Origin of the sequence: Aliigemmobacter aestuarii (genome assembly GCF_004799285.1) — a bacterium.
GTDB classification, from domain to species: domain Bacteria; phylum Pseudomonadota; class Alphaproteobacteria; order Rhodobacterales; family Rhodobacteraceae; genus Aliigemmobacter; species Aliigemmobacter aestuarii.
On record NZ_SSND01000007.1, the window covers coordinates 1 to 26,858 of the forward strand.

The window sequence follows — 26,858 nt, forward strand, 5'->3', positions numbered from 1 at the left end:
CTCATAACCTGAAGGCCGCAGGTTCAAATCCTGCCCCCGCAACCAAAATATCCACGCTAGATCAACAGCTTAAGAGCCGCCCTCTCGGGCGGCTTTTTGCGTTCTCCCACGCGGGTCAACAATAGGTCAACAAACGGACGGATTCCGCGTGCGAAAACAGTGGGATAGTGGCCACGCAGGATCAGCAACGCGCGAAAACCGCAGAAGAGCCCGCTCAATCGGCTTGAGGGTGGTAAATCCCTAAAAGGAATGTCTCGCCTCTGAGGTGATCACCGAGATCGGCATAGATGTCGGTTCAGGAAGCAAGAGCTGCTGGTCTAAAAGCTAGCAAGTCGCAGTCGGTTACCTCAGCAACTGGGCAAAATGCGTTAACGCCTCCAATGGCGTTGAATAGCAAGAGCCGGAGACTTGTCTGAGCTTCGGGCTCGTCGACGATCTTGCTGCTCACGACATCAGCGTGGGCGTTTCGATCTTCCAGCGGTGTGTCGACTATGCAGCAAACCTGTTCGAGACTTTCCTGTGGTCTTCTGACGGCGGCGGCAGTGAAGTCGACAACCCCGAGAACGCCGCCAAACTCGGCGTGCTCATGAAGCTGGTGTTCATACAAGAGTTGAGCGCTGAAGTTCAATTCAGCTCGGGAAGCATACCCAAGTCGACATGTTGACATGCCAGACTTGAAACACCTCTTGAAGATGCTCGACGTTATCGACTTCTTTGGAGACCGCTTAAGGTCGATATCCGACCGCGACACTGCAAAATAGCGGAGTCGCTCTTCGTCCTTAATTGGCCCAAAACCTCCAGGCGCGGCATCAGCCGACTCACATCCACATTGCGGAAAGGACGTTGCCATATGAGCGACGTCACCATTCTCTTTCCACCAGTCGAGATACGCTCTTTTCCGTTCGCCTTCTGTCACGAAAGCCTACGCAGCTAGAAAATTAAACTTTTGGAAAAACTGGATAACGTCTGTCGTTGAGGCAGTGTTCAGCTTTCCAGCTGCAACGATAGTGCTTCCATTGACGATAGAGAAGGCGGCGACGTGATCTTTACCGAGGAAATCAAGCGCTCCCACGGCCAAACCTTCTTCGCTAAGAACCTCTAAGCTGATTTTGCCATCGTCGTCGACTTCAACACATGGAGCAGACAACTCACTCGGCCAAGCCTGAGCCACCACAATCGCGTCGTCGATTGAAGCCGAAACGGACGCCGCGTGTTCGGCCGCAGTAAGAGGCAAAGCGCGGATACGAAGCGTCCGGAGATCTTTCAAGACCTCATCTCGCGCCTTTGCGAAAGAGTCGTCAGTGAGTAGCGCCTTTGCCGGCTCATTGCTTGCGACGGTAGGCGCTGGCTGGAAAGAACCGAAAAGGCTCTCAACGCTCACAGGGGCAGGTCTGTAGGTGCCCATGTCACCCCAAAGACCTGCGCGTTCTTGCCACTTCATTGAGTGGTCGTTCAAGAGATCAACAGCAGCGGGCGACACAGCAGCTAGGCCGGTCATGCCGCCGAATGCAATTGCTCTCCAGGGATCGACCAGACGGGTTGCAGTCGCTGTCATTGAAGATAATCCGCGAGATTGAGGCCGATGTTGTTTCTTTGCGCCTCGGCAAGCGACGACCCGAAGAGAGCAAGACTGCGACGATGCAGATGCTCAAGGGTGGTCTTGCAATTCTGCACGTTATCGATCGCTTTCGCTGCTCTAAGCTCGACAAGCGTGAAAATGTTACAGTGGCGCCGAGGTCCTTCTGCAGATGGTTCGTCGATTACGTCTATGTTGCGATTTACGAGAACTACGTTCTCGTTATGATTCTCAAACCATCCGGAGTGCGAATGCCAAAGCGCAGCGCCGGTAACCGCACTCTCGGGAATCACCGGGTCAACCGTTACCAAAAGATCACGAAGATTCGCGCTTGCAGGTTGGCCGTCGAAAACAAAACGATCCCAGTACTCGAGCTTTATGCTGCTGATGTCGACGCTATCTAGCGCGATCGATAGAGACGATTCAAAAACGTCCCAAAACCGAGTGGCGAGGTTTTCCCATCGACCATATTCTGTCGACATGTAACCAAAGACGCCATCACGAAATCCGGCCTCTTCGGTGAGTACCCCAGCGGAGCTTCTCTTCAAAACCCAACCGTTCTGAGCAATCTCAGGGACGATAGGTCCGGGCTGCACTGAGATCATGAAGCCTTGAATCGTGCTTTCCGCACGAAGAAGTTGCTCAAACCCAAGTTCTTGGAATTTTGAAGTCGCCGGTGCAGCAGCCTTTGTCAGAATCTTGTCGGTCAGAGGGCTGTTGAACTGCACAAGGATGCGCACACGGTCGATCGCGTGCGCTTCATGTATCGGCTTCCAACCCATCGGTCTGCTCTTCCAATCACTATTGTGGCTCTTGTGCCATCTCCGGCGACAGGTGTCACTCCTTTTCCTTGACAATTCAAGAAGGCACCGCTCCCAGCCGCTGCGCAGTGCAACCGAAACATGGTAGTTCGGGCAGGAATTTGCAAGGAAGTCACCATCTCTGGGGCTTCGAGGCTTGGCTGACTTGATTAGACCTGCTTGGTCTCCCTAACCACATACCCCGCCACGAAGTTCACCGCCCCCTGCGCCAGCGCAAGCCCGCCCGCGACGAGGGACGCCCCCACCTCCCCACCACAGGCCTCGGACAGCCCCGGCAGCCAGGGCGCGATGATCGCGGCCACGATCGGGCCGAGCAGGCTCGTCCAGCCAACTGCGGCCATCTTGCGGGTGGGGCGAAGAGTGGGCTGATTGATCAGGTTCATGATGGTCTCTCCTTGGGTGGTTTCAGGCGCGGTTGATCCAGGTGCGCACGACGAAGCCCGGGCAGGCTTTGGCGGCGTGGTCGTTGTGACCGGTGATGCGGGTGATGGCGGTCTCGGCGCGGATGGCCGCGATCAGGCCGCGCAGGGCCCGATCCTGGGCGTTGGTGAAGTTCCGATCGAAGGGATCGGTTGCGGCCGAACCGGCGCCGCCGATCAGGCAGATGTGGATCACGCCGCGATTGTGGCCTTCGACCCCGGCGCCGATCTCGGTCTCGGCGCGGCCTGGCAGGATGGCGCCGTCGCGATCGATCAGATGGTGGTAGCCGATCTTGCGCCAGCCGCGTTCTTCGCGGTGCCAGCGGTCGATCTCCTTGCGCTTCGCTGTGAAAGGCTGTCCCCGCATCCAGTCGGGGTGGGTGGCAGCGCAGTGGATGACGATCTCGTCGACGGGATAGCGGGCGCTGCCCTGGAAGATCATGGGCCCAATCGGCGCTGCGGCCGGAGGCTTCAGGTTGCGGATAGCACCGCCCTCGGCCGCTACGGCCTTAAGGGCGGCATCGGTGCGCGGGCCGAAGAGGCCGTCGATCGCACCGGTGTAATAGCCGAGGCGCGCCAGCGCCATTTGCAGCGCCTTCAGCGCATCGATCTGGTCGTTCATGGGTTTGGTCCTTTCGGGTAAAGAAAAACCCCGCCGGAAGGGCGGGGCGCGGGGTGGTCTGGGCGGGGTTCAACTGGCAGCTGGTGGGTCCGGTGGGGGGGGGTGCGCCTCCCGGGCGGCGGCCAGTTCGGCGGCGAGAAGGGCGCAGCGCTCGGAGAGGATCGCGATCTGCTGGCGCAGTTCGGCGACATAGGCGGTGGATGCGGCGGCGGACATGGAGGCTCCTTTCAGGGTCAGAAGTCGGTCTCGAGGTAGAGGCCGGTGCATTCAAAGGCGACGGCCGCGGCGGTTGCGCCGTTGTTCAGGAACAGGCGCGGGGCGAGGAAGGTCGCGGCCTGAGGCAAGTCCGTCGCGACTTCCTGTTCGAAGACGGCGCCGGTCAGCTCGTTCACCGCGCGCAGCCAGATCGAAGTGCCTGCGGCCGGGCACCAGATCGTCAAAGTCAGCAGGCCACCGGTTACGACCGGAAACCCAGCCCCGAGATCCACGAGGGTCGGCGCGCCCGTGGCGTCATTGCTGACCAGCTGCCAGTTCGTGTGCGTGCCGCGCTGGAAGCCGAGGCCGATCGCCTCGACCAACGCGGAAAGGGTTGTGGTCACGGCGAGGGCGGCGACTGACGACAACAGCCCGAAGAAGCCCATTCCGGTGGCCTGCAAGGTTGTCAGGCTGATCCGGGCGACAAGAGTGAACCCTCCGAGGCCCGCGGCATTGCCCCGCCAGCAGGTTGTGACGGCCGAGCGCTGATCACAGACGGAATCCACCACTGCGGCCGAGGTGACCCGCCAGCGCCGGGAACTGGACAGAAGCGATCCCGCCGCCAGAGCGGGGTGGCTGACCGTGCCGACGCTGGTCAAGGCGATGCCTTGGGCGGCGATGGTCGTAGCCGAGACCGGCGCCCAGGCCCCGATCCGGTTCAGGCCCATATGGGGCTGCAAGGGGAAGTCACGCCCGGAGGGCCGGACTACCTCCAGCCAGGGCGCGCCCGCGCGCTGCCGTCCGTAGAGGGCAAGCTTGCCTGCCGGGGGCGAGGCGGGCACGGCCGAAAGGCCGGGGATCACGATCGGCGCAGGGAACTCGGCCCGGCCTGTCGCACGATCAATCACAAAGGCATCGAAGAAGGCCGAGCCGTTGGGCGATACCTTCAACGTCACATCGTCGGTTCCCAAGAGCCCAAACAGGGCCCGTGCCGAGAAGCCGGTCTTCAGGGCAAGGCTGGCATCATTCCCAGCCGCGGCCTTGTTGATCGTGGTCTCATGCGACCCGCCCGCATTGTTCAGCAGCGTCGCTGCCGCGTTCACGCTGAGCCGGTTTGTGGCATCGGGCGAGGCACCGCCGAGGCCCAACCCCAGCGCGGTAACGTTCGCCGCGGCCGCGCCGATCGCCGTGACGCTGGCCGCAAAAGTGACGGTGGGCGTGTTGATGATGGTGCTGCCCAGCGCCCCGGCGGTGGTTGACCCGAGGTTGATGACGGTCGTCGACCCGGCCGCGCCGCCGGTGCCGAGGTTCACGGTCTTGGTGACGCCGTTGGTCGTGCCGCCGGTGCCGATGCCATAGGTTGCCGTCGTCGTTGCCGTGCCGATCGTCACGGCCGCGTTCGAGAACGTCGTCGCCCCCACAAAGGTCTGCGCCGCATTGCCGAGATGGGCGAGCGTGGCCGACAGGTTCGGTAGGGTGAAGGTGCGAGTCGTGCCCGTCGACAGGCTTGAAAGATCGAAGGCCGCGAGCCGCGTCGGATCGGCATCGTCGGCGAGGCGAAACAGGTTGTCCGGGAAGGGCAGTGCCGCCTGCCGCACCCAGGCGCCGCCAAGAAAGGTCAGGGCGGCATCTGTCGCGCGATCCCAGACGGACCAGCCTTCCGCGGGCGGATAGAAGGCCCAGGCGCCATCCTGCCAAGCGGCAATCGCGAAGGCTTGGCCTGCCCAAGCACCCGTGGGGCTGGGGCCCACGACATAGCGGGCGCCATCGACTGGCGATCCGGGAGGAGTGTTCAGCCCGTTGCTTTCGACGGCAGGTTGCACGAGGGCATCGAGGGCGCGGAAGGCCTCGTTGACGGTGATGTGCTTCTGCGCCTGGTTCGCCTCGAGGAAGGTGAGGCGGATGTTCGGGGTGTCGGCCATGGGGGCGCCTTACATCTGGGTGGGGGATCAAAGGGTGATGTCGAGTATCGAGCCGCGGCCCAGCGCGCCGGTTTGCGCGATGCGCACAGAAAGGGTGCCGGAAACCGGGGCGCCGAAGTCGGCAATTTGCATGGCGGCCATGTAGGTGAAGGCAGGGGTGCTGAGACCTGAAACGGTTCGCATCACCACCGCCCCATTCAGGATGTCGAGCTCGTAGCCCTCCGCCGCCTCGCCCAGCGGCACTTCGGTCAGGGCCCAGTTATCGCCCGTAAAGGCGCGGGTGCGGCGGGTCCAGCTAAGCGCGATATCGCCGCCGGGCAGGTTAATCCGCTTGGCGTGACAAGGCCGCCAGGGGCGCAAGCCGCGGGCCGTGGGCGCGAAACTGACCGCCAAGTTCGCCGGGTCGCCTGCTGGTTTGCTTGAGGCCCCGATCCGCCAGTTCCAGGCCGCGCCATAATCAGCGCTGCCGATCGGCAGGGGCTTGACCCCGCCGTCCAGCACGACGACACGCGCCCCGGCCGGGGCTGGGTTAGCAATCGCGTCCTCGGTGCCAAGTAGCCCGCGGAGCAATCGGGTCAGGCGCCAGCGCCCAGGCGATTGCAAGCTGGCGGTCGCAAAGCCAACGATCTCCCAGAGATCAGGCGCGGTTTCGATCGCGACCCAGTTCGTGCCGGAGAAGACGGCCGTATCGCTGACGCTGGCGAACTGGCCTGCAATCATATCGATCCATAGCTCGTTGCCGCGGTCAAAGCGGTTGGTGGGCCCGGCATAGAAGGGAAAAGCCAGGGTGCCGAACCAGCCCGGTCGCGAAATCGTCGTCAGGACCGCGAACCCGTCTGTCGTGGCCGATCGCCAGACCGCTGCCGTGCCATACCAAGGGGCGGCGTGGGCCGCGGCATAAGGCTGCCAGTCGGGGAAATCCTCCGACAGCTGTGGCAGGTTCACCAGCGCCACAAGCGGTGGGCCATAGACCGCCTTCGCGCCGGAGGTCGCGCCCCGATCAGCACCCGGCGCCAGATCGTAAATCGCCCGATCCGATCGGCGGGCTTCCACCCGCCGCCCAGCGCCGTCGGTGATCGAGGTCAGGGCGAATTCGATCAGGCGATTGTCGTGATCGAGCAGGATCACATCGGCCGGGTCCAGCGCCAAGCGCGATGGCGGCAGGGTGAAGCTCGCCTTCTCGCGGCCGACCCAAGCCTCGAAAAGGGCGCGACGTACCCCGCGTTCGGCGGTGCCACTGGTCGAGGCGATCGGCAGTTGTTCCGCCGAAATCCGTGCCGTGTCGACGGTGATCCGCCGGGCTTCGACCGTTATGCCTGCGAATTCCTCGTCGCGGGCCATCAGGCGCCATTTGAGGGCGAGGGGCAGTTCGGTCTCCTGCGCCCGGGTCAGTTCCAGATCCTCGGCCTCGCGACTGGCGGCGACGAGGCTGTCGAGGATGATCGTGGCCACCGGCCGTTGCCCCCGCATGCGAAAGCGGATTTTGCCCTCGGCCTCGAAGGCGTCGAAGCCGAAAAGCCGGGCAAGGGTCTCGATCGAGGCGCGGGGGCTTTCGATCGCATTGACCGCAAAGCCCGGCACCGACCCGGCGAGATCGATCACATCAAGGTCTGCTGGGGCCAGCCCAGCGCGGGCGCAAAGCTCAGCGACGAGCTCGGCGAGGCCCGTGGCCCCGGCGCGGCCGGTGAGCCAATGCCCCAGCCGCCAGTTCTCGGCATCGGACCAGACATCACTGCGGGCGGGGAAGGCCGGGAAGGGGCGTGCATCCCATGTCCAGAGCGCAATCTCGGCGGCCTCGATCATCCGGCCGGAGTAAAGGCTGGCGGCGGGGTTGTTGGCCGGGTTCGCCCAATATCCGATCAGGGCTTCGGCATAGCGGCGCTGGATGAACTCGTCGGGCCAACCGCGCGAGAAATGCGGCAGCAGGGATTCCGAGGATTTGGGATCGACAAAGACATTCGGCTGGTTGGTGCCGCGATCGACGCAAGGCGCACCGGCTTCGGTGAAGCGGATCGGCTTTGATCCGGGCACCCAGGCGGTGGGCCCGTCGCTTTCCGCGCCACCGGGTCGGTTGATGTGCGGCTGGCTCCACCAGTTCCGCAGATCCTTGGGTCGGAATACCCAAGGCTTGCCTGCGCCATCTGTGATCGGGGTGCGGACTTGCGCCAGGCGGTCTGCCGAGGAGGCATAGAACCAGTCGTAGCCCTCGCCGCCCTCCACGTTGGCTTGCAGATAGGCGGTCTGCTGCGGGCCTTGCCACCCGGCCAGGGCATCGAGGTGATTGTCGCCATCGCGCCAATCTGAAAGCGGCAGGTAATTGTCGATCGCAACGAAGTCGACGTGCGGTGAAGCCCAGAGCGGATCGAGGTGGAAGAACACGTCGCCCGAACCGTCGGCGGGCTGATGGCCGAAGTATTCCGACCAGTCAGCGGCATAGCTGACCTTGGTGGCAGGCCCGAGGATGGCGCTGACCTCGGCGGCCAGCTGCACGAAGGCGGTGACGGCCGGATAGGTCGAGGCGCCGGAGCGGATTTGCGTCAGCCCACGCATCTCGGTGCCGATCAGGAAGGCATCGACGCCCCCGGCCGCGGCGCAGAGGTGTGCATAGTGCAGGATCATCCGGCGCAGACCCCAATCGCTCGGGCTGCCCGTGAAACTCACCGTTGTGCCCGATACCGCGAACTGCCCCGGGGTGGCTGGGCCGAAGAAGGCAGCAACCTGCGTCCCTGCCGCCGCCGTCTTGTCGACAGTTCCGGCAAACCCTGCGGCCGGGGCGCAGGTGATCCGCCCGCGCCAGGGATAGACCGGCTGGCCGGGCGCGGTGCCGTTTGGCGAATAGGGGTTCGGCAGCGTATTGGTGGCGGGGATATCCATCAGGATGAAGGGGTAGAAGGTAACGCGCTTGCCGCGGGCCTTCAGTTCCTGAATGGCCTGCACGACGGCGGCATCAGTGGGCGTGCCGCCATAGGCTGGGCCGCCATCCACCGAAGAAACGACGTGCGCCGCGGCGCGGGTCACGCCATTTGCCCGCCAGATCATCGGGGTGGTGGTCTTGGTGGTGGATTCGACGCCCGGCTTGATCTGGCAGGACCCGGCGCGCAGGTCAGTGCCGAACCAGGACACGACGAGGGAGACGGCTTCGCACTCCGGTAGCGCGGCATCCAGCCGGTTCAGCGATGCCACCAGATCAGGCAAGCCCTCGACGCTGTTCTCGTTCTCCGGGGTGGAGGTGCCATTGCCACCTGAAGAGCCCCAAAGGCCCGGGGCCGCCGTGGTGCGGGTGACGGTCTCGGTCGCATAGACGAACTCGCCTGCCGACGGGATCAGGTTCACTGCCTTCACCAGTCGTTCCATGGCGCCCGGGTCCGGGGAAGGCCGGATCACCTCGAAGGAGAGCTGGGGCAGGCGGTTGCCGAAACTCTCGAGCGCCAGATCCTCGAAGACAACATAGGCCACGCCGCGATAGGCCGGGGCCTGCCCAGCGCCTTCCTTTGCCTCGATGAAGGGATCGGGCATTTGGGCCTCAGAGCCGAGATGCACCCGGATCACGGCGCCCGGCACATCGAAGGGTTTGCCGTCGGCCCAGATACGGCAGACGCCACCGATCGGGCCCTCACAAAGGGCCACGGCGAAGGAGGCATAGTAGCGATAGCCTTCGGTTACGACCTTGGGCCCGCCGCCTTTGCCGCCGCCTTGGGTCTGACGGAACTGTTCCTCGCGGAAATCCGTGGCCCAGATGATGTTCCCGCCCAGCCGCATTGTGCCGTAAAGCCGCGGGATCACGGCGCCCTCGGTGGCCGAGGTTAGGCGCAGATCGTCCAGCTTCGCGCCTTCGATGCGCTGGTCGGGGGCAAGCGAGCCGATGATCAGGCTGTCGATGACGGAGCCTGCGAACGACCCAATGGCGCCGCCGATCGTGGCGGCGCTGAAACCGAGAAAGGCACCACCGAAGGCGCTGCCGATCGCGGAACCGGCAGCGGCGAGGAGCATGGTTGCCATAGGGATCAGCCTGGAAAGAGGAAAGCCGCCACGGCGCGACGGCGCCATGGCAAGGTGAAGGGTTCGCGGGTGACGCCGGTGGTCTCGCGGGCGTGGATGAGGGCCAGCTGGTCGGCAGGCCCCGGCACGAGGATGCCGCAGTGCTTGGCTGGGCCGTTTGCCACCATGCGGAACAGGATCAGGGCGCCAGGTTCAGCCGCGCCCACCGGGATCTCGATCAGGAAGGCCCGGGCAGCATCCCACATCACTTCCCGGCCGCTGCTCTCGCCCCAGTCGCGGGTGTAGGGCGGCGGGGCGACGGGTTCCGCCCCATGCAGATTGCGCCAGATACCGCGGGCGAGGCCAAGGCAATCGGTTCCGAGACCCCGGGCAGAGGCTTGATGCAGGTAGGGTGTGCCGAGCCAGCTTTCCGCGATCGTCACCACGCGGGCGGGATCGGCCGGGGCGCGGACAGGCTCCTGCGAGGGCGCATCCCCACCGCCAAGCGCGCGATGTTTGCCCATTCTAGCCATCGGCGAGGGGGCGCAGCGGCGCGCCGGAGTTGGCGTCGGTCTCGTTCGGGTAGCGGGTGACCAGATCGTCGCCGGGGATTGAAGGGAAGCCGCGGAAGTTGATCGCATTGCCGAACCGGTCGCGGCAGGTGGCGTGGCGCTTGTCGCAGCCTGCGGTGATCGCAAAGGCGTCGCCCGGTGCGATCGGGCGCACCGGAGCTTCCATCAGGGTAATCGTGGCCGTGCCGCTGGCCAGCGTGTGGCTGGCCACCTCCGCCCGCCGCCCCGCATTGGCGCCGGAGGTCCATTCCACCACCCCGAAATCGAACCAGCCTGAAGCAAAGGCCCCAAGGCCTGTCGCGACGGTAAACCGCCGGTCGCCGATCGTGGCCATGACGGACCCTGTGCCGCGATAGACCGGGCCGGTCAGGTTCACGCCGCAGCGGGCATCGCCCAGCGTCGCGTCGCAGAAATACTGGAATGTCCGGCCGACAGGCTGGTTCAGAAGATGCGCCAGAGCCCGAACCTCGGCCGTGAAGGCGTGCCGCCCCCGCCTGATCTCGCCGATGCTGCCGCGGCGCATCAGGACGCGCTGGCTGACCGCCTGCCAGTTCACCAGCCAAACCTCGACCGCTGCATTGTCCCAAAGCCCGTCGGCGATATCGGTCTCGGTGATGCGGTCTGACCGCAGCGCGCCTTGCACGTCCTGGGCGTCGACCGACAGATCGCCCAGGCTTCTGATCTCGCTGGCCGCGAAACCCGTCTCGGGCTCGAAATTGGTCCCCGCGAAGGCCAGCACCCGGTCATGATCGGTGAAGCCGAAGACGGCGCCATCGCGCCTCTGAAGGCGCCAGCACCAAGCAAGAGTGGTCGTGCCTTCATCCAGATGCGCCTGGAAACCTGCGGGCAGGGTCTTCATGGATTGCGGTCCTGTTGTTCGAGGCGGCCGACGGCGGCGCCGATGCGAGCGATGTTCTCGTCGAGGCGGATCATGCGTTCCTCGATCACGGCGATCGCGCGCAGGGCCTCGGCCACATCGCGGATTTGCTCGGGGCGGATCATGGCCAGATCGTCGAGCTGCCGTTCGATCATCGCGACGCGGGTGTTGATGATCCCCGCCCACCAGATTGCCGCGCCGCCTTGGGCCGAAAGGGCGAGGGCAAGTGAAACGTAGGCGACGAAGCCCATCGAGTTGCGGTCCTTGGGCGGGGTCATCGGCGCACCTCGATCAGCGGAATGGAGGGGATGGAGCCGGTACGTTCGATGTCGAGCGTGACCGGCAACTCGTCGGTGTCGAAGCGCACCGGCACGTCAAATTCGAACCCGGCGCGGATCACCGCGCCGGTGGTGGGGGCCACGGTGAAGGTGATGATCCCGGTCGTCGTGTTGACCGACCAGCCCGAACCCTGCGCGACCCCGTTCAGCGAAACGGTGACACTGCCCGCCACGGGCTTAAGGATCGTTCGCGCCCAGGATTGCGCGCCGGAGGTATAGGTCTTCACCAGCTGAAACACCGTCGTGCTGCCGTTGCCGGTGCCGATGATCTGGTCGGTGGGCGCGGGCGCGGCCGAGGGCAGGCAGGATTTGTAGTCCGACCAATCCTTGAACCGAAACGCGTGCAGGCGGCCATTGCGGGCCTCGAAGAAGGCGACAACGGCCGCCAGATCGTCGGCCCGGCGCACGCCATAGGAGACATCGTAGCGCCGCCGCGAGTTCGCCCAGGAGGCGTTCCTCTCCTCGTCGCCGGATGCCAGTTCGACAATCCGGGTGCGCCGTTCCGGCCCGCCCTTCGCGCCGCGGCTGATCCCGTCCGGAAATCTGATCTCGTGAAACGCCATTCAGCTGCTCCTTCGGCCATAGGCCACGGCTCGGGCGATGTCGGAGGCGACTTGCGCGCGGGAGGCGCGGAAGCTCTCGGCATCGCGGGCAAAGATGTTGACGGTGGTGCCCGCCCCGCCTTCCCAGGCGCGGGTCTCCGCACGGTTCAGGACACGTTCGCCGCGCAGAAGGACGGCGGCGTATTCGTCGGAGCCGAGGCCCATGCCGCCGCCATTGTGGAAACGCGGGGCGGCGGCGAGGGCGGCGGCGGGGATCATCATGCTGGAAGGCCCCGGCACCCGGCCGCCGGAATGATAGACCCCGGCCGAAACCGATCCGCCGCCGATGCCGCCCAGCGCGCCGCCCAGCGCTGAGGCGAGGGGGCCGAAGACGAAGCGGCGGAAGGCGATCTTGGCGAGATCGGCGATGATCGAGGTCGCCAAACTGCTGAAATCCAGCTTTCCCGTCCGAACGAACTCGGCGACGGCCTCTTCCCCAGCGCGGAAAGCCGAGGTTATCGCTTCGCCGACACTGCCGCCCCAGTTCGCGGCCTCGGCGGCGTAGGTGGAGAGCGCTTCGCTGACCGCCGCCCAGCCGGTCGCCGCGACATCGGCTGCGGCAGCCACTTCCTCGGCCGTTTGCAACGGGCCCCCGCCGCCGCCCGCGCCCCCGGTCGCCGGATCGTCGGGCGTGATCGAGATTTGCAGCGCCCGATCTCGGACGTCGTTGAAGTATTCCGACAGCGGCGAGCCCGTGACGATGCCGCGGATTTGGGCGGCCAGCGCTGCGCGACGTTCGGCATCCCGGGCGGCATAGGGGTTCGCCACGCTATCGATCCGAAACGTCGCCGGGTCCAATGTGGACAAGGCGGGATCAAGGCCGACGGCTTCTAGGGCTGCGTTCGCCGCCTCGGCCAGGGCGTTGATCCCGGCCAGCGCCTTCTCGATCATCCAGTTGACGGCATCGATCACGGCATTGGCAGCACCGACTGCCAGGGCCCCGACCGCATCCGGCACGCCTTGGAAGGCATAGGTCGCACCTGCGGCTGCGACCTTGAAGGCGTTGATGACGAGGTCGCCCATCCAGATGACGCCGTCGACGATCCGCTCCCAGGCCCAATCGGCCCAGGCGACGGCATTGTCCCACCAGCCCCGGATCGTGTCGAAGACCGGCTTGCCGATCTGGTAGACGTTCTCTGCGAAGACCTGCCAGGCCGCCCGCGCCACGTCCGTGAAACTCACCTGCGCGCCGGTGGTCTCGTTGATCTCGTTGCGCATCCCCGCAATCGCGGCCGAGCCCAGCGCCACGGCGGCCGTCACCAGCGGGAAGCGCCCGGCGACTTGCAAGATGCCTTGGCCGAGGGTGCGCGCCATGCCGCCCAGATCGCGGAAAAGCGCTCCGACCCCGCCGTTCCCGAACCCGTAAATCTGAGAAATCTGGCTGCCCTGCTGGGCCATGACCATGAAGGGATTCATGCCGCCCGCCAGCGACACGCCGATATCCTGAAGCTGGAAGGACAGGTTCGCCATGCGGTGGCTGGCGCTGCGCGTGGCCGTGCTCATCCCGCCCAGCGCGGTGGTGCGCCCCTTGATCGCAGCGATGCTGGCCAGCGTCGCCTGCCGCTCGCGGGCAATCGCGGCCGTCATCTCCTCCGCGGAAATCGCCCCGACCCGGTGCGCTTGCCGGATCTCGGTCAAGGTGCTCCGGTAGTCGCGTACCACAGCAAAAAGCGGGTTGTGCTTTGCCCGCAGGTCATCGAGCGCCCGGCCATAGGCCGCCACATCGGCCGCATCGCGCGCCATGCCGCCAGAGACGCCGGTCGATCGGTTGACGGTGTTCATGACCGAGCCCGATACGGCGCCAGCCTGGCGCAAGGCTGATGCCGCCCGGGCGGCACGGTCTGCGAGGTCCTGCATCTGGCGCATGGCCTCGCCTGCTGAAACCCCGGCCGCGTTCAACCCGGCCGCCGCACGGGGCCCCGCTGCCTCGATCAGCGTCAGCGCCCGTGCGCCTTCTTGGCCGATGCCGACCAGTTCGGCCTTCAGCGCCTGCCCGCCGGTCGCGACAAGGCGCACCGAGACCCGGCGTTCAGATCGGCCGGTCATGATCCAGTCTCGTCATGGTTTTGGGCTCTCACTTGGGCGTTGATGCCGCGGACGGCGAAGGGTTCGATCAGCGGCAGGAGCTCGGCCGCGATCAGCCGGTTCAGGCCCAACGCCTCGGCCATGGCCAAAGCGGCGGTCATGTCCCAGCCCACCACCCCGCCGGGGATGGCGCGGAACTGGCCGCGCAGGGACTGGGCGAGTTCCCAGACCTGCCAGGCCTCGAAGGTGCGAGGGCGGTGCAGATCAGCGGGGCAGGCCGGGCAAGGCTTTACGCATCCGGCGCAATAGCCTTCGCCCCCGCCGAAGTGCCATTCGGCAAGGGCGCGGAGGCGTTTCCCTCATCGGCCAGGATCAGGCCCTTGGCGACATAGTCGGTCTGGAAGCGCTGAAAGAGCGGGAAGAGGTCGAGAAGCGCGGCAACCGCCTCGGGCGTGGGCGGCACCGGATAGCCTTCGGCATTGCCGACGCCCTCCCAATCGAGGATCGCCAACGCCCCGATCGCTTTGGCCAAGGCGACGGCCACCTGATCGGCAGGGGCATCTTCTGGGAGGCTGGCGACTTGGCTGTCGCTGCGGGCGGCACCGATCAGTGCGGAGGTCAGAGGCGCCAGACGCAGGCGCACCCCGCCGCCGAGGTCGAGCCAGGCGGGTTCGGGCGAGAGGTTCAGGCGGATCATGGGAGGGCTCCTCAATAGCTGGTGGTCGTGTTGACAAGGACGGCGGTGCACATGCGGGCGGGCGACGTGGCCCGGGCTGCCTGCCATTCGAAGGTGGCCTGCACGCCCTGGGGCCCGTTGATCGGGATGCGGGGCCGCGGGAGATAGGCGGCGTGCACGGTGAAGGTGAGGGAGGCGTTTGCGCCCAGGCTCCAGGCAAAGACAAGTTCGCAGGGGTCACCGGCGATTGCCTGGTTCACCAGCGTGAGATCGGCGAAGCGCGCCTCGATCGATCCGGTGAGGGCCGCCATGGACGGGTCCAGCCCCTCGAGAAGCCCATCGTTGCGGATGGTGTCGATCCGGTCGAGGTTGTTGGCATAGGACACCTGCGCCGACACGATATTGCCCAGCGCCGCCCCGTTCCGCGTGATCGACCCCTGAAAATTGCCGAAGCGCTGCAAGGGAAGCGTTGCGTCCGTCAGCACACCGGCGGCCGTCGTGGCTGCAACCGTCTCGCCCCGGCCGATCAGGCCGACGGTGGCCGTCAACAGCCCCGAGCGCTGCGATTGCCACTGGATGCGGTCCGCGACGAGGCCGGAATACATGGCAAACCGTGGCACATCGGGCATCTGGGTCTCGATCGCCATGCTGGGCAGGGTGAAGCCGCCGGATTGAAAGGTGTGCGTTCGGGGCGTGGTGCCGGTCGTCACCGGTTGGCCGAAGATCGCCTTCAGCCAGAAACCGAGGTTCTCGGCGTCCATCGGAATGACGACATCGCCGTCGACATTCACCGCATCGCGGATCGGCGCCTGCGGATCGCGGCCGTAGCCAAGGAGTTCAGGCGACAGGAGCCCCTGTTCGGAGCCGAGGGTCGTCGTGGCAAAGGGCATCCGGCGATAGCCGCTGGCGGGCGGCGTGCCGTAAACGGATTCGAAGGCGAACGCGACTTGAGTCCGCGCGCCGGGCTGGCGGGCCATGGGTCAGTCCTTTCGGGGGTGGGATCGGATCAGAGAAGCGGGTCGGTCGTGGCGTAGGCGAGGATCACCGGAATCACCGCCGCCTTCAGACCCTCATTGCCGTCGATCGTCAGCAGCACCGGTTCGGGCGCTTCAGGCGTGATGTAGTCGCAGAGGCCGCCCAGTGTCCGGTCGGTGGCCAGCGCCGTGCCGATCGCCAGGCGTAGAGCATCGAAGGCAGCATCCCGTGCAGCCGGGGTGCCATCGACCACCACTTCGATCTCGGCCCGGTGTTCGTAGTAGTATCCGGGTGGCGATAGCCACACCTCCGGCGGCCCCGGATCACCATCGCGCAGGATCACCACCCCGGCGGCAGGCACCTTCTCGGGCAGGATCGCATTGCGCAGGACCTTCGTGCCGGGCGGCATCGTGCCGGACAATAGGATATGGAGCGACGCGAGCAGGCGCTCGGCCGTGGATTGCGTGGGCATGGATCAGGTTCCTGATTCAAGCTGTCGCTACGCGGAATGCCCCAATGTTAGCCATTCCGCGCAAGCCAGCCGATTGACAAGCTGAAGCGCTGGGTCACATTTGGTCAGCCTTCGGCCCGAGATGGAGAGATGAAAGTTGGCGTTTCCGAACACAAAGAGCGTGGCCTATTTTAACCCAAAGTCACAACTAGTATTTCTTAATGAGGCGAGTGCAGACGAAATTGAGGGCGCATTTCGAGCCAAGGATTTTTCCAGGTTGCGGCATGATATTTCAACGATTTATCACGAGATTACCCATTGGGCAGACACGGTCGGAACGATATGGGGCAATGATTATCTCAAAGCTGTGTATCGAGCATATGATGTGCTTCCAAGAACGAAAATCCCAGGAGCTGAAGCTGACTTTCACCGGTTTATTGACTTACACGATTTAGATAGAAAGCTGTCCTTCTCTGACTACTATCGGACAGTTAGGTCTGATGCTCGACCGCATTCGTTAAACGACCCTTGGAGGATTGCATTCTCCTCTGGCGTTGAGTTTAACACAAGTGGTCGGGCCGACGAGGCAAAGCCAATCATTTTCGTACGATTTGCTGATCGAATCTCAGAAGAGCAAATTGTCCGACAGCCGATTAGCGTTGCTGCCTTGCTAGAGACAACCGCCACCTGGTCCGAACTCTCTACGCAGTATCTCACCATTGGGGCACTTCCGAACGATGAAAGAATGGTGGAGAACGTATTTATCACAAGAGAGTATGGGGACAGACTCTATACGCCGGAGCTCACACTTTACTCTGCACCTGTCCATCTGCTTGCGCACTATACAGGCATCAAGAACGCAGTGGGCGCCTATCATTTAGGTGCACTGGTAGCACTGGTTTGCCTAAATCTGGTCCCCTCGCACTTTCGCAGGATGAAAGTCCCGGGTGGGTTGGAGGCATGGGGGCGACGGGTTGGCGCGTTCGTGCGTGGAGAAAGTCGGCCGTTTGCATTCAAGTGTATTTGTATGAATGCGCCAGGCATTTCGAAATCGAACAGTCCCATTGAGTGGCTTAATGCAGCCTTGGCAGCCAGCAACCTACCATCCTATGACGAGATCCTTGGCTATGCTGCCAATAGGCTAAAAGAGGATAGAGAGTTCTGTCAGGATGTGGAGATGGCCGGGCGGCAGAAGTACTTGAGGGAGCTTGGAGCCGATTGGCTGAACTGGAGGCGATCGAATGCAGACCCCGCGTTGGATTATAGACATCTAGATGATGATTCACTTATGACGCCCTTCATTTTTGATCGTGATGGGACCCCTTTTCGTATTCTTGGGAGTAAATTTGACGCCACTAGGTTTGATCCTGTCGACATGTATAATCGGGAGGCAAACCTCCACACCGAGATATTAAACTTCAGGCGTGCTTGTCGGTGATTGGCAGCGCTATGCACAGTAAGTTCCTGTAGCTTCAAGCACCCCACGCCCCCAAGATCGCCCCAGGCAGCCGCGCCGTGGCATCCCGAGCCAACCCATCAAGGTCCAGCTTCTTCGGCATCTTCACCTGCCGCAGCAGGAGGAACACCGGCACCGTCTGCGCGCCGGTCAGGATGCCATCGCGCCGCCGTCGACCACCCTTGGCTGCGGCAAGCCCGCGGCTGTTCACCCGCGCATCGTCGGCAACCAGCAGGCTTGGCCCATTCCTGCGATAGACGAAGCGCAGTCGCATGCCGGTGCGTTGTTCCCAGCGCCAGGGCGTGATGCGCTGGCGGCCGAGGCCGGTGAGGCCTGCGGCGGGAAGGGGGATAGCGAGCCAGAGTCCATCCTTGCCGCGGATCAGAACGCCGCCGTCGAAGGCGTGCAGAATGTCGGGCGCCTTGGTCCAGACGAGGCTGGCGGCGCGAAGGGATGTCCCCGATCGCGGAAAGTCGGCCTGACGCACGGAGTTGGCGAGGCGCGATCCAAGCCCCGATGCCCGAACCTGCCCCCGCCAGTCGTCGCGCAGGCCCCGCCCAGCGGCAAAGACGCCGCGGGTGACGGCGGCTTCGGCCTCTTGCAGGATCTCGGTGGCGATTGCGGCCAGATCGCCGTCGATGCTGGCGCTGATCTTCATACTTCCCGCGCCTCCGCCTTCCAGACATGGCGCATGGCGTCGCGCAGGGGTTCGCCCCGAACCTCATAGATCACGCCGCCGATCTCGAACGTGTCGCCCGGGGCAAGGGCGCCCAGCGCGGCACACTCGACATCGATCATCACGCTGTCGGTGACGAACCGGCCCTCGCCGAAGCTCATCACCGCATCCGGTCGCCGCAGCATGACGCGGACGGCGACCGGTGCGTCAGCCCCACCGGATCGCCATATCGCATCCTGCGCGAGGTTCGGATCGCGGAAGAGGGCGGCCGTGGCGTTGGCGAAGGCCGACATTTCAGGTCGCGCCCCCGTTCAGGCGCACGATCCCGGTGGTATCGCCCGCACCGCCAGCGACCGCCTGTGTGGCGATGCCGATCCGGGTGTTGCCGGTCAGGACGTTGGTCGTCCGGCTAGCCGCCGCATCCCAGTAGATCGTCTGACCGACCGTCCAGGCCTGCGAGGGGGCTTTGGGCAGTGAGAACACGCCCACTAGCCGGATGACGGCCGTTTCGCCGATCGCCGCCGCACCCTCGGCCACGCCGAAGATGCTGCCGACCAGCACGCCCTGGCCGGAGGCGATCACGGCCGCGGCGGTGATGTTGATGGTTTCGCCATTGGCGATGAAGTTCTTCATTGGGGTTCTCCTTCAGAGATGGGGTTCAGACGCCCGCGTTGCGGAAGAGGCCGCGCCAGTCGATGGCCTTGGCGGCGAAGTCGTGGCGGGCCTTGATCTCGATCCCGTCGACCTCGAAGCCGGAACGGGTCTCGGTGTAGACGCCCTGCTGGCCCTCGAGATAGGCGAACTCGATCGTGTCGATCCGCGACGGATCGGCAGCGAGGAACCAGGGGTCCGGCCCGGCGGCGGGGATCAGGCGGGCCTCTTCGATCGGTTCGAGGCGATTGGCGAAGGCATTGACCCCGGCCACTGCATTCGGGGTGGTGGCGGTGACGTTCTTCCGCGCCTCCACCGACCGCACGCCCGGCGGGGTGATGATGTAGCGCGGCAGGACGCTGATTTGGCGGCCTTCCAGCCCGCGCTGGTTGCCGAAGAGACGATAGGCCTCGGCGAGGGTCGTTTCCGAGATGGCGCCCGCGGTGCCGAGGTTGGCGTGGGAGGCGTGAAAGAGCGGGTTGCCGTCGGCCATGTTGGGATTGGTCGAGAAGATCGAATAGACGAGGTCGCTTTCCAGATCGGCCGCGGCAGCGCCGAAGGCCGAGGGGATGCGGGTGAAGGCGTCGAGATCGTCGTTGATCAGCGTCTGCCGGGTGATGCCCACAATCCGGCCATAGGTCACCAGCGCATAGACCTCACGGCTTTCGCCGATCGTGCCATAGGTGAACTCGCCCGATTCCGGCACGCGGAGCAGGTCGGGCGCGCCGCCGAGCTGGTTGCGGGCGACCGGCTTGAAGTCGGTGATCACGGCCTGCCGCGCCCAGGCGGTGAAGGTGCGGGGCGTGGTGTCATAGGCCGCGCGCAGGGTCTTGTTGGCGACATTGGCCAGGATCAGGGGGAAGTCGCTGGTCGAATGCAGGCCTGAACGGCCGATCAGGGCCTCCGTGGCGAGTTCCATCTTCGACAGGCCGCGCGTGGCGATGCCGCGCCGATCGAGGGCGTGGCGGGCCAGTTCGAGAAGGGTCAGGCCGCGGAATTCGCGGGCGCGGTCGGTCAACTGGGCCCGGCCCGGGTTGTGACGGTGAAGAAGCGCCTCGGACATGGCCTCGCGATAGGCGGCGTCGGCCGCGCCGGTGCCGCGGGCGGTAGCGGCCACAGGCTCCGAACCCCGTGCGGCGGGCGCATCGGCCTCGGCTAGCTTGTCGAGGATCGCGGCGCGGGCGGCATCGAGCGACAGGCCGCGGCGGATCAGATCGGCGGCGAAGCCCGCGCCCAGCGCGTGGCGTTCGCAAAGCGCCAGCACCTCGGCCGCGGAACGGTTCGCCTCCGTGCGAATGGCATCAGGGCTGGGCTCGGCCGCGGGCGGCGTGATTGGCGCGGCGCGGGTCTCCGCGGGGGCGTCAGTTTCGGGGATCTGGGTCTCGGGCATGGTGGTCCTCGTCTGGTTCGGGGAAAGGGCGGGCGCATCGGCCCGGGTGAGGAGGCAGGGGGTGAGGGTTTCGGGGCGGGGATCGGCACCGCGGATATGCGCCCCGGGATCGGCGGGCATCGCGACGGCGGAGATTTCCATCGGCTCCCAGTCAACAGCACGCCAAAGCTCGCGCTGCCCTTGGGCTTTGGTGATGCCGTACCGGTGGACGCGGTAGCCGACGGAGACGGCCGAGACCGTGCCATCCATGATCCGCTGGACGATCGGCGCGGCATCCGGCGCCGAGGTCAGCCGCACCCGGGCAAAGCCCTGGCCGCCCTCGATCCGGGCCGTGCCCGGCAAGACGGCGCCTACCACGGACTCCAGCCCCCAGGATCGGTGCGAATCCAGAAACGGGGCGCCTGCGTTCAGGCGGTCCATCCGCACCGCGCCGGGCGTGACGACCAGTTCCTCGTCATATTCGACGACATCATCCCAGCCCTCATAACGCCGCCGCTGAACGGTTGCGCCGGTCGTCCAGATCACGTCGATGGTCATGTCGTCGCCCTCGCCACGGACAAGCCGCAGAGAGGCCTCCCGCGTGATCAGCGGGAGGTTTCGGGTCTCTGGGGGCATGGTGATTACCTTTCGTCGGGGGGCGGGCTGCTACCGCCTGCGTCCACGGCTTGCGCCAGACCTGCGCGGCTGACGCGGCGCGGATCGGCATCGAAAATCAGGCCCAGCTGATCGAAGAGGGCGGCGTATTTCTGCCATTCCTCGACCACCTCGCGCGGGTCATAACCGCGCCGGGCGATCTGCTGGGCAGGGGTGGAGAAGCCCGCACGGACCTCCAGCAGATCGGCGGTCACGTCCTGCAGCGGGTTCACGCTTTCGAACCGGGGCGGGGCCCATTCGACGGCGATCTCGGGCTGGGGCAGGGCACCGGCGGTCCAGGCGGCCTCCATTACCCAAGCCCAGATGCGCTGGCAGAACATCGGGATCACGACCTGCCATTGCACGGCCTCGACCATCCGGCGGAATTCGTGCAGGCCGACACGTGAGGAGGCGAAGTTCACCTGACTGAGATCGCCGGTCATCAGCTCGTAGGGCACGCGGAACCCTGCCGAGATGATGTGCTGCTGCACCCGGTTCCATTCGTAGATGCCCGAGGTCGAGGCGGGCGTGTTGAACTTGATGTCCTTGCCGTTGCGGACATAGCCGATCAGGCCGGGTTCGAACTGCTCGATGCGGTTGCCATCGGCATCCTGCACCACCGGCGCCATGGATTGCTGATCCTCGTCGGCGCCGAAGACGAAGCCCACCATCGAGGCCTCGATTTTCTTCCGCACCAGTTCCGCTGTTTGCCAGTCACCCAACTCGCGCAGGGCCCGCATCGCAGGCACGCCCCAAGGCACGCCGCGGTTCTGGACGCGCTGGCGTTCGAAGAGATGAGCGACGCCTTCTGCGCCAACTCGGAGCGATTCAAACCGGCGGCCAAAGACCGGCATGGCATCGCCCGGGTGATCGGGGAACATCCAGTAGCCCCGGCGGCGGCCCAGCGCGTCGTATTCGATCCCCTGGACGATCCGGCCGCCATCCGGCCGGTTGTCGAACTTGGCCCCGTCAAGGTGATCGGCCTCGTTAAGCTGGATCTGCACAGGGGCGGCCAGGTGGTCACTGGCCCGGCGGCGACGGCGGAGCGCAAACACCTCGCCGCCTTCGATCATCTCGCGCACGGCCAGGGCAGTGAGGCCGTGGAAGTCGGTGTGCCCGTCCGCATCGGCCCGCGGCGCCCAGCGCTTCCAAAGGTCGTCGGCCAGTTTGTTCAGCGCGGGATCGGCCGCCGCGGCCCGAGGCCGAATGCCAGTGCCGACGATATTCGAGACCAGAACCTGCACTGCCTTAGCCGCGAGGGGGTCATTGCGGACTAGATCGCGCATCCGGTCGCGCAGGGCGCCGCCCGCAACGGCGATTTCAGCATCAGCGGCCGTTGACCCCGCGCGCCAGCCATCCGTGCCGCGCCCGCGGGCGGCTGCGTCATAGCCCCGCCGCAGATTGGCGATCGCCACCCGGGCGGCATAGCGCCGTGCGGCCGTGCGGGGCGCGACGGTGGCCACGATCCGGTCGATCACGCCCCAAGGCACATCGGGCGGGGTGGGTTTCATATGCGGCCCCGGCTGAAGCTGGCCTTGCCCGCGACAGGGCGCGACCCGCCGGAACTGGTGGCCATCTGCCCTTCGATAAAGCGGATGCGGGCCAGAAGATCGGCAGCATTGCCATAGGTCAGGCGGCGCCCATCGTATTCCACCACCAAGGCGCCCGCGGCATAGGCCCGGCGCAGGGCATCGAGTTCGGCTTGCGAGAAGGACATCAGAGCCATTTTCCACGTCGGGGCCCGAGCCAGCCGGTTGGGCGCTTCGGGGCAGATTGCGGTTGTGGCCGGTCAGGCTGACCGGCCGGGGTGGTGGCGGGGCGGGCGGGCCCGATCTGTTCTTCCAGCGCTTCCCAGCGCGCGTTGTCCCAGCGATCGATCCCCATCAGCCAGGCGGCGGCGCGGGCGTAGACCCGACAATCGAGTGCCTCGTTGCGTTCGCGGGTCTGTTCCCATTCCAGCTTCTGATAGCCGGTGCGGGTCTTGCGGGTGACCAGCTGTTCCGAGGTCAGCTGCTTCACCCATTCGGCCGTCGTGCCCTTCGGGATATGGACGAAGCCCGCGGGCCAGTCGGCGCCCGTCGCCCGTTCCTCGTCGGTAGGTGCTGCCAGGCGGAGGAAGCGATAGGTCTCAGCCTTGAACACGGCCCCGGCCACTTTCCAAAGCCGGACCCCGCGGCGCAGCTTCCGGCCGCCTTCGGTGGTTTCGACATAGGTGGGGCCATCGACCGGCGTCGATCGGTCAAAGCCAGCCACGCCCTTGATCGCGATCACCTGCCCGTGGCCCGCCTGGCGCACCCAGGCATAGACCGCGTCGGTCGTGGCGCCATCGCCCGAGTCGATCGCCACCCGCGCCAGCGCCATTCGGGCGCCGGAGGCGTGTTCCCATGTCATGCCGAGGAATTCGTTGAGATCTGCCCAAACTTCGGCCCGGGCAGTGTCGCCTTCGAGGACAACGTGATCGACCAGCCAGGAGCGCAGGTTCCGCCCCCAGCCCCAGACGTCGATCTCGATCCGGTCGCGCTGGACGTCGATCCCGGCCGTCAGGATCAGTACGCCCACGGGCGCCCGGCCCAACTGCCAATCCTCGCGCCGCTCATAAAGCCGCTGCCAATCCGGCGCCTCGCCGCGTTCCGCCCAGGTTTCGCCGAGGACGGTGTTCTTCACGGTTTTCAGCGCAGAGTCATTGCCTTGGGCCTGATCCCAGCGCCGGGCGATCTCCTCCCAGGACAACCATCCCAGCGGCGAATAGAGCCCCGAGATGTGGAAGCCGACCACGCCCGCCGTCACGGCCGAGGCCTTAACTTCGGGAGCGGCCGTCGGCAGCCAGTCTGCCCCGTTTTCCTCGTCCATCATCCACGTCTTGTGCCGTTCCGGGATCGGCGCCTCGCAATGCTCGCAGAGATAGGCGGCAGTCTCTGGCCGCCCCTTCTCCCAGCGCAGCCTTTCGAACTTCAGCCATTGCAGCCCGCCGCAATGCGGGCAGGGGACGTGATAGCGGCGCTGGTCGGTCAATTCGAACTCCCGCTCGATCCGGCTGAGCCCCTTGATCGTGGGCGTCGAGGCCAGGAAGATTTTCTTGCGGTGGCCGAAGCTGTCGGTGCGGGCCTCGGCCAGCGCCACCGGATCGCCTTCGCCCTCAAGGTCGCCCGGATAGGCATCGACCTCGTCCAGAAAGAGCCAGCGCGCGGGCATGGACCGCAGGCCGACGGCCGAGTTTGCGCCGGTCAGCACCAACTGGCCGCCGGGGAAGCGCTTAGCCAGCACTGTGTTCCCGGCATCACGCGACCGGGCAGGCAGGACCAGCGCCCGCAGATCAGGGCTTTCCTCAATCAGGGGCTCAATCCGCTGCTGGCTGAGGCGCTTGGCCAGATCGGTCGTTGGCTGCACCGCCAGGATCGGCCCCGGCGCACGATGGATGCAGAAGCCGATCCAGTTATTCCCGGCCTCGGTCGCCCCAACTTGGGCGGATTTCATGAACACGACCCGTTGGGCCGGGTTGTTCGGCGACAGGGCCTCCATGATCGCCTTGAGGTAAGGCGTGCGTGACGTCCGGTAGGGACCGGCCTCGGACGCCGCCCGCGAGGACAGGATGCGGTGCCGGTCGGCCCATTCGGCCACGGTCTGGGCAGGATCAGGCGCCAGACCCCGCGCCCAGGCGATGGCGATATCCTCGGCCCCTTCGAAGCTAGCGAAGTTCAACTTTGACCTCCGACATCTCCGCCAGATGGCGGCGCAGGTAGCGCATCAGCACCTGTTCCACGGCATGGGGCTCGGCCCCGAGTTCGGCGGCGATGTCGGCCGCCACGCGGGGTGGCCAGTTCAGCCAGGCATCCCGCTCCCGCCTGGCCAGATCGAAGACCATCGCCGTGGCGCGGGCGCGATCGACGACCTCGCCCTTCATCTTCTGCAACCGCACCCGGGCGGTCTGCGCCTTCAGCACCTCGTTCGCCATCCGCGCCTTAACGAAGGACACCTCGCCGCCATCACCCGTGGCCGCCCCCGGGTCTGCCCCGGCTTCGGTCAAGGTTTCCGCCACGGCTGCGAAGGCTTGTCGCGGCACCGCTTTGGTGCCCGCGACTGCCCGGGTCGCCGCCGCCGTGCCGCGGCCCAGATCCCGGGCGTGGGCGCCGCGTTGCTTGGCCGGATCGGTCGAAGCGTCCCACATCGCATCGGCCTTGGTGGCATCGATCGTGCCGTCGGCCTCCGTCGTGATCCGCCCCGTGGCGATGGCCTTTCGCACGGCACTTTCATGCACCCCGCGCAAGGCGGCGTAGGCGCGCCGCGACAGCCCCATCTTGCGACATTCTCCAATTAAGTCAGTGATTTGGACTTGCTCTTCGGTCGGTCTCGGCAATGTCTGCGACACCTTGAAACGGAGGTTTCCGATGCCCGCCAAGACCCACGCCATCACCGGTCACGAGGCCAATTGCCTCGCCGCCGCCGACCATTTCATCGCCTGCCGCGGGTCCAAACCCGCGTCACGCATCCGCGCCCGCTTCGACCGGATCGATCAGGCCGAGGCCTTCGCCGCCACCTTCGGCGACAGCCGCACCATGATCTACGCGGTCACCGCCGAAGGCCGCTCGGCCCACATCAAGAACGCCTGAAGGAGGCCTCGATGTTTACCAACCTATCCGCCGTCCAGATCAACCGCCTCGCCCAGCGCTTAAGCGATGCGCCCTTGGGGCGCAGCGCCAGCGTGGCCGCGGCCGCCGAACGGTTCGAACGCCTGTTGGCCGCCAGGATCGGTGCCGAACGGGCGCCGAAAACCATCAAGGCAATCTTGACCGCCCCGGGCTTTGAGACCGCCGAGGCGCGACTGGTGGCCGAAATCGACGCCTGCGAAGCGGCGCCGCCGCCCCCGGCCGCGCCGGAACCGGCCAACGAGAAAGCCCCGACTTCCGAAACCGAGCCCGCCGCCGCGGCTACGCCGATCGTCGAAGCGACCGAAACCAATTCAGAACAGGCCGCCGCGCCTAGCGCACAGCGTCGCCGCCGGGATGCCGACATAGAGGCCAAGGCCCGGCAAGGCGAACTGCCCCCGCCGCCCGACTTCTCCGCCCCGACCCACGCCCGCTTCCGGGCCAAGCTGGCCGCGCTTATCGAATTGGCCGGGAAGGCCGACGCCACCGGCCTGCGCGCAGTGCCGATCAACCCGGTCTCGTCCAGCCCGAAGGCGCTGGCCCGCTATCGCGACCTCGCCGTGCTGGCCATCGAGGCCCGGGAGGGCAAGGCATGAAGATCAACCGCAGCTTTGAACCGGGCGACCGCTATCGCTATGATTTCGACCTTTGCACCTGCGCCCGAGGATGGGCGCAGGTTGATACCGCCCAAGACGCCTCGTGGTTCGGCACATGGGCCTCACCCGCCGAGCGCACTATCCTCAACTTCGCCGAGGGCGATGTTACCCGCACCGTCTGCGACACCAACGAAGAGTTCGCCACCGCCCTACGCGAGATCGATCGCTGGAACCGAGATCACGGCTACGGCCCAGCCCGGATCGACCCCGGCCTCCATCCGGCGCTGAAGGCGGCGTTTGAGGTGGTCGGGTTGGCGGACTTGCTTTGAAGCAACCTTGCCCTCAGGCAAAGTAAAGCACGACGCGCCACTACTTCAACTTGAGGGCCAATCCTTCCGGACTCTCGCCTGATTGAACCTTATGCCAAAGTTCCAGCAGGACTTTTCGATTGTCGGCAATCCATGTCTTGATCACACGATCGTACTTTGAACTCAGGTTACCGGCTAATCGGGTCCCATCGTCGATGGCATATGATGCGACATGGTATTGCTTCAGGTAATTAATGTGCACATGTGCTCGACCATGGTTGCGGTCGCCGTCCATACGAATTTGCAGTGGTTCGAGTTTCTTGACCAGGAACTCTATTCCACTGGAGGAACTCGGTCTGCTCATCAAATCGATAGTGGCAAGGCTGTCCTGAAGTGAGCGGGCGGCCTCCATAAGCTCAGTCTGCTGCGTATTCATTCTTTCAAAGCAACTCCAAC

General features: G+C 65.4%; 29 protein-coding genes. 4 read left to right on the forward strand and 25 right to left on the reverse strand.

Going from position 1 to position 26,858, the window contains the following annotated elements:
- Positions 1-922: 922 nt before the first annotated feature.
- From E7811_RS17315 to E7811_RS17380, 16 genes are all read right to left on the reverse strand, one after another.
- Positions 923-1,555 (reverse strand): hypothetical protein, encoded by a 633-nt coding sequence (locus E7811_RS17315; RefSeq protein ID WP_136395944.1) that lies wholly within the window; start codon positions 1,553-1,555, stop codon positions 923-925.
- Positions 1,552-2,358 (reverse strand): TIGR04255 family protein, encoded by an 807-nt coding sequence (locus E7811_RS17320; RefSeq protein WP_136395945.1) that lies wholly within the window; start codon positions 2,356-2,358, stop codon positions 1,552-1,554. Before E7811_RS17320 ends, E7811_RS17315 begins: the two co-directional genes overlap by 4 nt.
- A 188-nt stretch (positions 2,359-2,546) precedes the next feature.
- Positions 2,547-2,780, reverse strand: a complete 234-nt coding sequence (locus tag E7811_RS17325; RefSeq protein WP_136395946.1) for a hypothetical protein — start codon at positions 2,778-2,780, stop codon at positions 2,547-2,549.
- Positions 2,781-2,802: 22 nt separating this feature from the next.
- A complete protein-coding gene (locus E7811_RS17330; RefSeq protein WP_136395947.1) occupies positions 2,803-3,438 on the reverse strand; it encodes a peptidoglycan recognition protein family protein in 636 nt (211 codons plus the stop codon).
- Positions 3,439-3,507: 69 nt separating this feature from the next.
- Positions 3,508-3,654 (reverse strand): hypothetical protein, encoded by a 147-nt coding sequence (locus tag E7811_RS17975; protein ID WP_168733082.1) that lies wholly within the window; start codon positions 3,652-3,654, stop codon positions 3,508-3,510.
- A 17-nt stretch (positions 3,655-3,671) separates the two neighbouring features.
- Positions 3,672-5,555 carry a DUF2793 domain-containing protein gene (locus tag E7811_RS17335; RefSeq protein WP_136395948.1) on the reverse strand — a complete coding sequence of 628 codons (1,884 nt, stop codon included), beginning with the start codon at positions 5,553-5,555 and terminating at the stop codon, positions 3,672-3,674.
- Between the two features lie 27 nt (positions 5,556-5,582).
- On the reverse strand, positions 5,583-9,554 hold the full coding sequence (locus tag E7811_RS17340) for a baseplate multidomain protein megatron (protein ID WP_136395949.1): 3,972 nt from the start codon (positions 9,552-9,554) through the stop codon (positions 5,583-5,585).
- Positions 9,555-9,559: 5 nt separating this feature from the next.
- Positions 9,560-10,057 (reverse strand): peptidase, encoded by a 498-nt coding sequence (locus E7811_RS17345; RefSeq protein ID WP_246020520.1) that lies wholly within the window; start codon positions 10,055-10,057, stop codon positions 9,560-9,562.
- Position 10,058: 1 nt separating this feature from the next.
- Positions 10,059-10,964: a DUF2163 domain-containing protein gene (locus E7811_RS17350; protein ID WP_136395950.1), complete on the reverse strand. Its 906-nt coding sequence runs from the start codon at positions 10,962-10,964 to the stop codon at positions 10,059-10,061.
- The gene (locus tag E7811_RS17355; RefSeq protein ID WP_136395951.1) at positions 10,961-11,260 is read right to left on the reverse strand and encodes a hypothetical protein; all 300 of its coding nucleotides are present in this window, start codon (positions 11,258-11,260) and stop codon (positions 10,961-10,963) included. The genes E7811_RS17350 and E7811_RS17355 overlap by 4 nt, the downstream gene beginning before the upstream one ends.
- A complete protein-coding gene (locus tag E7811_RS17360; RefSeq protein ID WP_136395952.1) occupies positions 11,257-11,883 on the reverse strand; it encodes a DUF2460 domain-containing protein in 627 nt (208 codons plus the stop codon). Before E7811_RS17360 ends, E7811_RS17355 begins: the two co-directional genes overlap by 4 nt.
- Positions 11,884-13,788: a phage tail tape measure C-terminal domain-containing protein gene (locus E7811_RS17365; protein WP_211092139.1), complete on the reverse strand. Its 1,905-nt coding sequence runs from the start codon at positions 13,786-13,788 to the stop codon at positions 11,884-11,886.
- Positions 13,789-13,964: 176 nt separating this feature from the next.
- Positions 13,965-14,123 carry a DUF7697 family protein gene (locus E7811_RS17980; RefSeq protein ID WP_449353880.1) on the reverse strand — a complete coding sequence of 53 codons (159 nt, stop codon included), beginning with the start codon at positions 14,121-14,123 and terminating at the stop codon, positions 13,965-13,967.
- A 113-nt stretch (positions 14,124-14,236) separates the two neighbouring features.
- The gene (locus E7811_RS17370; RefSeq protein WP_136395953.1) at positions 14,237-14,644 is read right to left on the reverse strand and encodes a hypothetical protein; all 408 of its coding nucleotides are present in this window, start codon (positions 14,642-14,644) and stop codon (positions 14,237-14,239) included.
- Between the two features lie 11 nt (positions 14,645-14,655).
- On the reverse strand, positions 14,656-15,600 hold the full coding sequence (locus E7811_RS17375; protein ID WP_136395954.1) for a phage tail tube protein: 945 nt from the start codon (positions 15,598-15,600) through the stop codon (positions 14,656-14,658).
- Positions 15,601-15,629: 29 nt separating this feature from the next.
- Positions 15,630-16,070, reverse strand: coding sequence for an acyl-CoA transferase (locus E7811_RS17380; RefSeq protein ID WP_136395955.1), 441 nt, complete (start codon positions 16,068-16,070; stop codon positions 15,630-15,632).
- A 136-nt stretch (positions 16,071-16,206) separates the two neighbouring features.
- Here E7811_RS17380 and E7811_RS17385 point away from each other — a divergent pair, with 136 nt between their 5' ends.
- Positions 16,207-17,487 (forward strand): hypothetical protein, encoded by a 1,281-nt coding sequence (locus E7811_RS17385; protein WP_136395956.1) that lies wholly within the window; start codon positions 16,207-16,209, stop codon positions 17,485-17,487.
- Positions 17,488-17,521: 34 nt separating this feature from the next.
- On the opposite strand, the gene E7811_RS17390 is transcribed toward E7811_RS17385, so the two are convergent.
- The 8 genes from E7811_RS17390 to E7811_RS17425 are packed head-to-tail and all read right to left on the reverse strand — an operon-like array spanning position 17,522 to position 25,149.
- Positions 17,522-18,163 (reverse strand): DUF6441 family protein, encoded by a 642-nt coding sequence (locus tag E7811_RS17390; RefSeq protein WP_136395957.1) that lies wholly within the window; start codon positions 18,161-18,163, stop codon positions 17,522-17,524.
- Positions 18,160-18,474 carry a head-tail joining protein gene (locus E7811_RS17395; RefSeq protein ID WP_136395958.1) on the reverse strand — a complete coding sequence of 105 codons (315 nt, stop codon included), beginning with the start codon at positions 18,472-18,474 and terminating at the stop codon, positions 18,160-18,162. The genes E7811_RS17390 and E7811_RS17395 overlap by 4 nt, the downstream gene beginning before the upstream one ends.
- Before the next feature lies 1 nt (position 18,475).
- Positions 18,476-18,814, reverse strand: a complete 339-nt coding sequence (locus tag E7811_RS17400) for a DUF2190 family protein (protein WP_136395959.1) — start codon at positions 18,812-18,814, stop codon at positions 18,476-18,478.
- Positions 18,815-18,839: 25 nt separating this feature from the next.
- Positions 18,840-20,837, reverse strand: coding sequence for a prohead protease/major capsid protein fusion protein (locus tag E7811_RS17405; protein ID WP_136395960.1), 1,998 nt, complete (start codon positions 20,835-20,837; stop codon positions 18,840-18,842).
- A gap of 5 nt (positions 20,838-20,842) precedes the next feature.
- Positions 20,843-22,366 (reverse strand): phage portal protein, encoded by a 1,524-nt coding sequence (locus E7811_RS17410; protein WP_136395961.1) that lies wholly within the window; start codon positions 22,364-22,366, stop codon positions 20,843-20,845.
- Positions 22,363-22,572 (reverse strand): phage head-tail joining protein, encoded by a 210-nt coding sequence (locus E7811_RS17415; protein ID WP_136395962.1) that lies wholly within the window; start codon positions 22,570-22,572, stop codon positions 22,363-22,365. The genes E7811_RS17410 and E7811_RS17415 overlap by 4 nt, the downstream gene beginning before the upstream one ends.
- A complete protein-coding gene (locus tag E7811_RS17420) occupies positions 22,572-24,554 on the reverse strand; it encodes a phage terminase large subunit family protein (RefSeq protein ID WP_136395963.1) in 1,983 nt (660 codons plus the stop codon). The genes E7811_RS17415 and E7811_RS17420 overlap by 1 nt, the downstream gene beginning before the upstream one ends.
- Entirely contained in the window at positions 24,541-25,149 is a 609-nt protein-coding gene (locus E7811_RS17425) for an elements of external origin (protein ID WP_136395964.1), read from the reverse strand. The genes E7811_RS17420 and E7811_RS17425 overlap by 14 nt, the downstream gene beginning before the upstream one ends.
- A gap of 91 nt (positions 25,150-25,240) precedes the next feature.
- On the opposite strand from E7811_RS17425, the gene E7811_RS17430 reads away from it, so the two are divergent.
- The 3 genes from E7811_RS17430 to E7811_RS17440 are packed head-to-tail and all read left to right on the forward strand — an operon-like array spanning position 25,241 to position 26,423.
- Positions 25,241-25,462, forward strand: coding sequence for a hypothetical protein (locus E7811_RS17430; RefSeq protein WP_136395965.1), 222 nt, complete (start codon positions 25,241-25,243; stop codon positions 25,460-25,462).
- An 11-nt stretch (positions 25,463-25,473) separates the two neighbouring features.
- A complete protein-coding gene (locus E7811_RS17435; protein WP_136395966.1) occupies positions 25,474-26,094 on the forward strand; it encodes a hypothetical protein in 621 nt (206 codons plus the stop codon).
- Positions 26,091-26,423 carry a hypothetical protein gene (locus E7811_RS17440; RefSeq protein WP_136395967.1) on the forward strand — a complete coding sequence of 111 codons (333 nt, stop codon included), beginning with the start codon at positions 26,091-26,093 and terminating at the stop codon, positions 26,421-26,423. The genes E7811_RS17435 and E7811_RS17440 overlap by 4 nt, the downstream gene beginning before the upstream one ends.
- Positions 26,424-26,463: 40 nt before the next feature.
- Here the strand turns inward: E7811_RS17440 and E7811_RS17445 are convergent, their stop codons facing one another.
- Positions 26,464-26,838, reverse strand: coding sequence for a DUF4160 domain-containing protein (locus E7811_RS17445; RefSeq protein WP_136395968.1), 375 nt, complete (start codon positions 26,836-26,838; stop codon positions 26,464-26,466).
- Positions 26,839-26,858: the final 20 nt, after the last annotated feature.

What these genes read in the sequence shown, in the direction of transcription:
- E7811_RS17350 (WP_136395950.1), bottom strand. Translation starts at nt 10,964, where the DNA reads ATGAAGACCCTGCCCGCAGGTTTCCAGGCGCATCTGGATGAAGGCACG.
- E7811_RS17975 (WP_168733082.1), bottom strand. Translation starts at nt 3,654, where the DNA reads ATGTCCGCCGCCGCATCCACCGCCTATGTCGCCGAACTGCGCCAGCAG.
- E7811_RS17370 (WP_136395953.1), bottom strand. Translation starts at nt 14,644, where the DNA reads ATGATCCGCCTGAACCTCTCGCCCGAACCCGCCTGGCTCGACCTCGGC.
- E7811_RS17365 (WP_211092139.1), bottom strand. Translation starts at nt 13,788, where the DNA reads ATGCGCCAGATGCAGGACCTCGCAGACCGTGCCGCCCGGGCGGCATCA.
- E7811_RS17360 (WP_136395952.1), bottom strand. Translation starts at nt 11,883, where the DNA reads ATGGCGTTTCACGAGATCAGATTTCCGGACGGGATCAGCCGCGGCGCG.
- E7811_RS17405 (WP_136395960.1), bottom strand. Translation starts at nt 20,837, where the DNA reads ATGCCCCCAGAGACCCGAAACCTCCCGCTGATCACGCGGGAGGCCTCT.
- E7811_RS17400 (WP_136395959.1), bottom strand. Translation starts at nt 18,814, where the DNA reads ATGAAGAACTTCATCGCCAATGGCGAAACCATCAACATCACCGCCGCG.
- E7811_RS17395 (WP_136395958.1), bottom strand. Translation starts at nt 18,474, where the DNA reads ATGTCGGCCTTCGCCAACGCCACGGCCGCCCTCTTCCGCGATCCGAAC.
- E7811_RS17335 (WP_136395948.1), bottom strand. Translation starts at nt 5,555, where the DNA reads ATGGCCGACACCCCGAACATCCGCCTCACCTTCCTCGAGGCGAACCAG.
- E7811_RS17315 (WP_136395944.1), bottom strand. Translation starts at nt 1,555, where the DNA reads ATGACAGCGACTGCAACCCGTCTGGTCGATCCCTGGAGAGCAATTGCA.
- E7811_RS17390 (WP_136395957.1), bottom strand. Translation starts at nt 18,163, where the DNA reads ATGAAGATCAGCGCCAGCATCGACGGCGATCTGGCCGCAATCGCCACC.
- E7811_RS17425 (WP_136395964.1), bottom strand. Translation starts at nt 25,149, where the DNA reads ATGGGGCTGTCGCGGCGCGCCTACGCCGCCTTGCGCGGGGTGCATGAA.
- E7811_RS17355 (WP_136395951.1), bottom strand. Translation starts at nt 11,260, where the DNA reads ATGACCCCGCCCAAGGACCGCAACTCGATGGGCTTCGTCGCCTACGTT.
- E7811_RS17340 (WP_136395949.1), bottom strand. Translation starts at nt 9,554, where the DNA reads ATGGCAACCATGCTCCTCGCCGCTGCCGGTTCCGCGATCGGCAGCGCC.
- E7811_RS17435 (WP_136395966.1), top strand. Translation starts at nt 25,474, where the DNA reads ATGTTTACCAACCTATCCGCCGTCCAGATCAACCGCCTCGCCCAGCGC.
- E7811_RS17430 (WP_136395965.1), top strand. Translation starts at nt 25,241, where the DNA reads ATGCCCGCCAAGACCCACGCCATCACCGGTCACGAGGCCAATTGCCTC.
- E7811_RS17320 (WP_136395945.1), bottom strand. Translation starts at nt 2,358, where the DNA reads ATGGGTTGGAAGCCGATACATGAAGCGCACGCGATCGACCGTGTGCGC.
- E7811_RS17375 (WP_136395954.1), bottom strand. Translation starts at nt 15,600, where the DNA reads ATGGCCCGCCAGCCCGGCGCGCGGACTCAAGTCGCGTTCGCCTTCGAA.
- E7811_RS17445 (WP_136395968.1), bottom strand. Translation starts at nt 26,838, where the DNA reads ATGAATACGCAGCAGACTGAGCTTATGGAGGCCGCCCGCTCACTTCAG.
- E7811_RS17415 (WP_136395962.1), bottom strand. Translation starts at nt 22,572, where the DNA reads ATGTCCTTCTCGCAAGCCGAACTCGATGCCCTGCGCCGGGCCTATGCC.
- E7811_RS17380 (WP_136395955.1), bottom strand. Translation starts at nt 16,070, where the DNA reads ATGCCCACGCAATCCACGGCCGAGCGCCTGCTCGCGTCGCTCCATATC.
- E7811_RS17345 (WP_246020520.1), bottom strand. Translation starts at nt 10,057, where the DNA reads ATGGGCAAACATCGCGCGCTTGGCGGTGGGGATGCGCCCTCGCAGGAG.
- E7811_RS17440 (WP_136395967.1), top strand. Translation starts at nt 26,091, where the DNA reads ATGAAGATCAACCGCAGCTTTGAACCGGGCGACCGCTATCGCTATGAT.
- E7811_RS17330 (WP_136395947.1), bottom strand. Translation starts at nt 3,438, where the DNA reads ATGAACGACCAGATCGATGCGCTGAAGGCGCTGCAAATGGCGCTGGCG.
- E7811_RS17325 (WP_136395946.1), bottom strand. Translation starts at nt 2,780, where the DNA reads ATGAACCTGATCAATCAGCCCACTCTTCGCCCCACCCGCAAGATGGCC.
- E7811_RS17410 (WP_136395961.1), bottom strand. Translation starts at nt 22,366, where the DNA reads ATGAAACCCACCCCGCCCGATGTGCCTTGGGGCGTGATCGACCGGATC.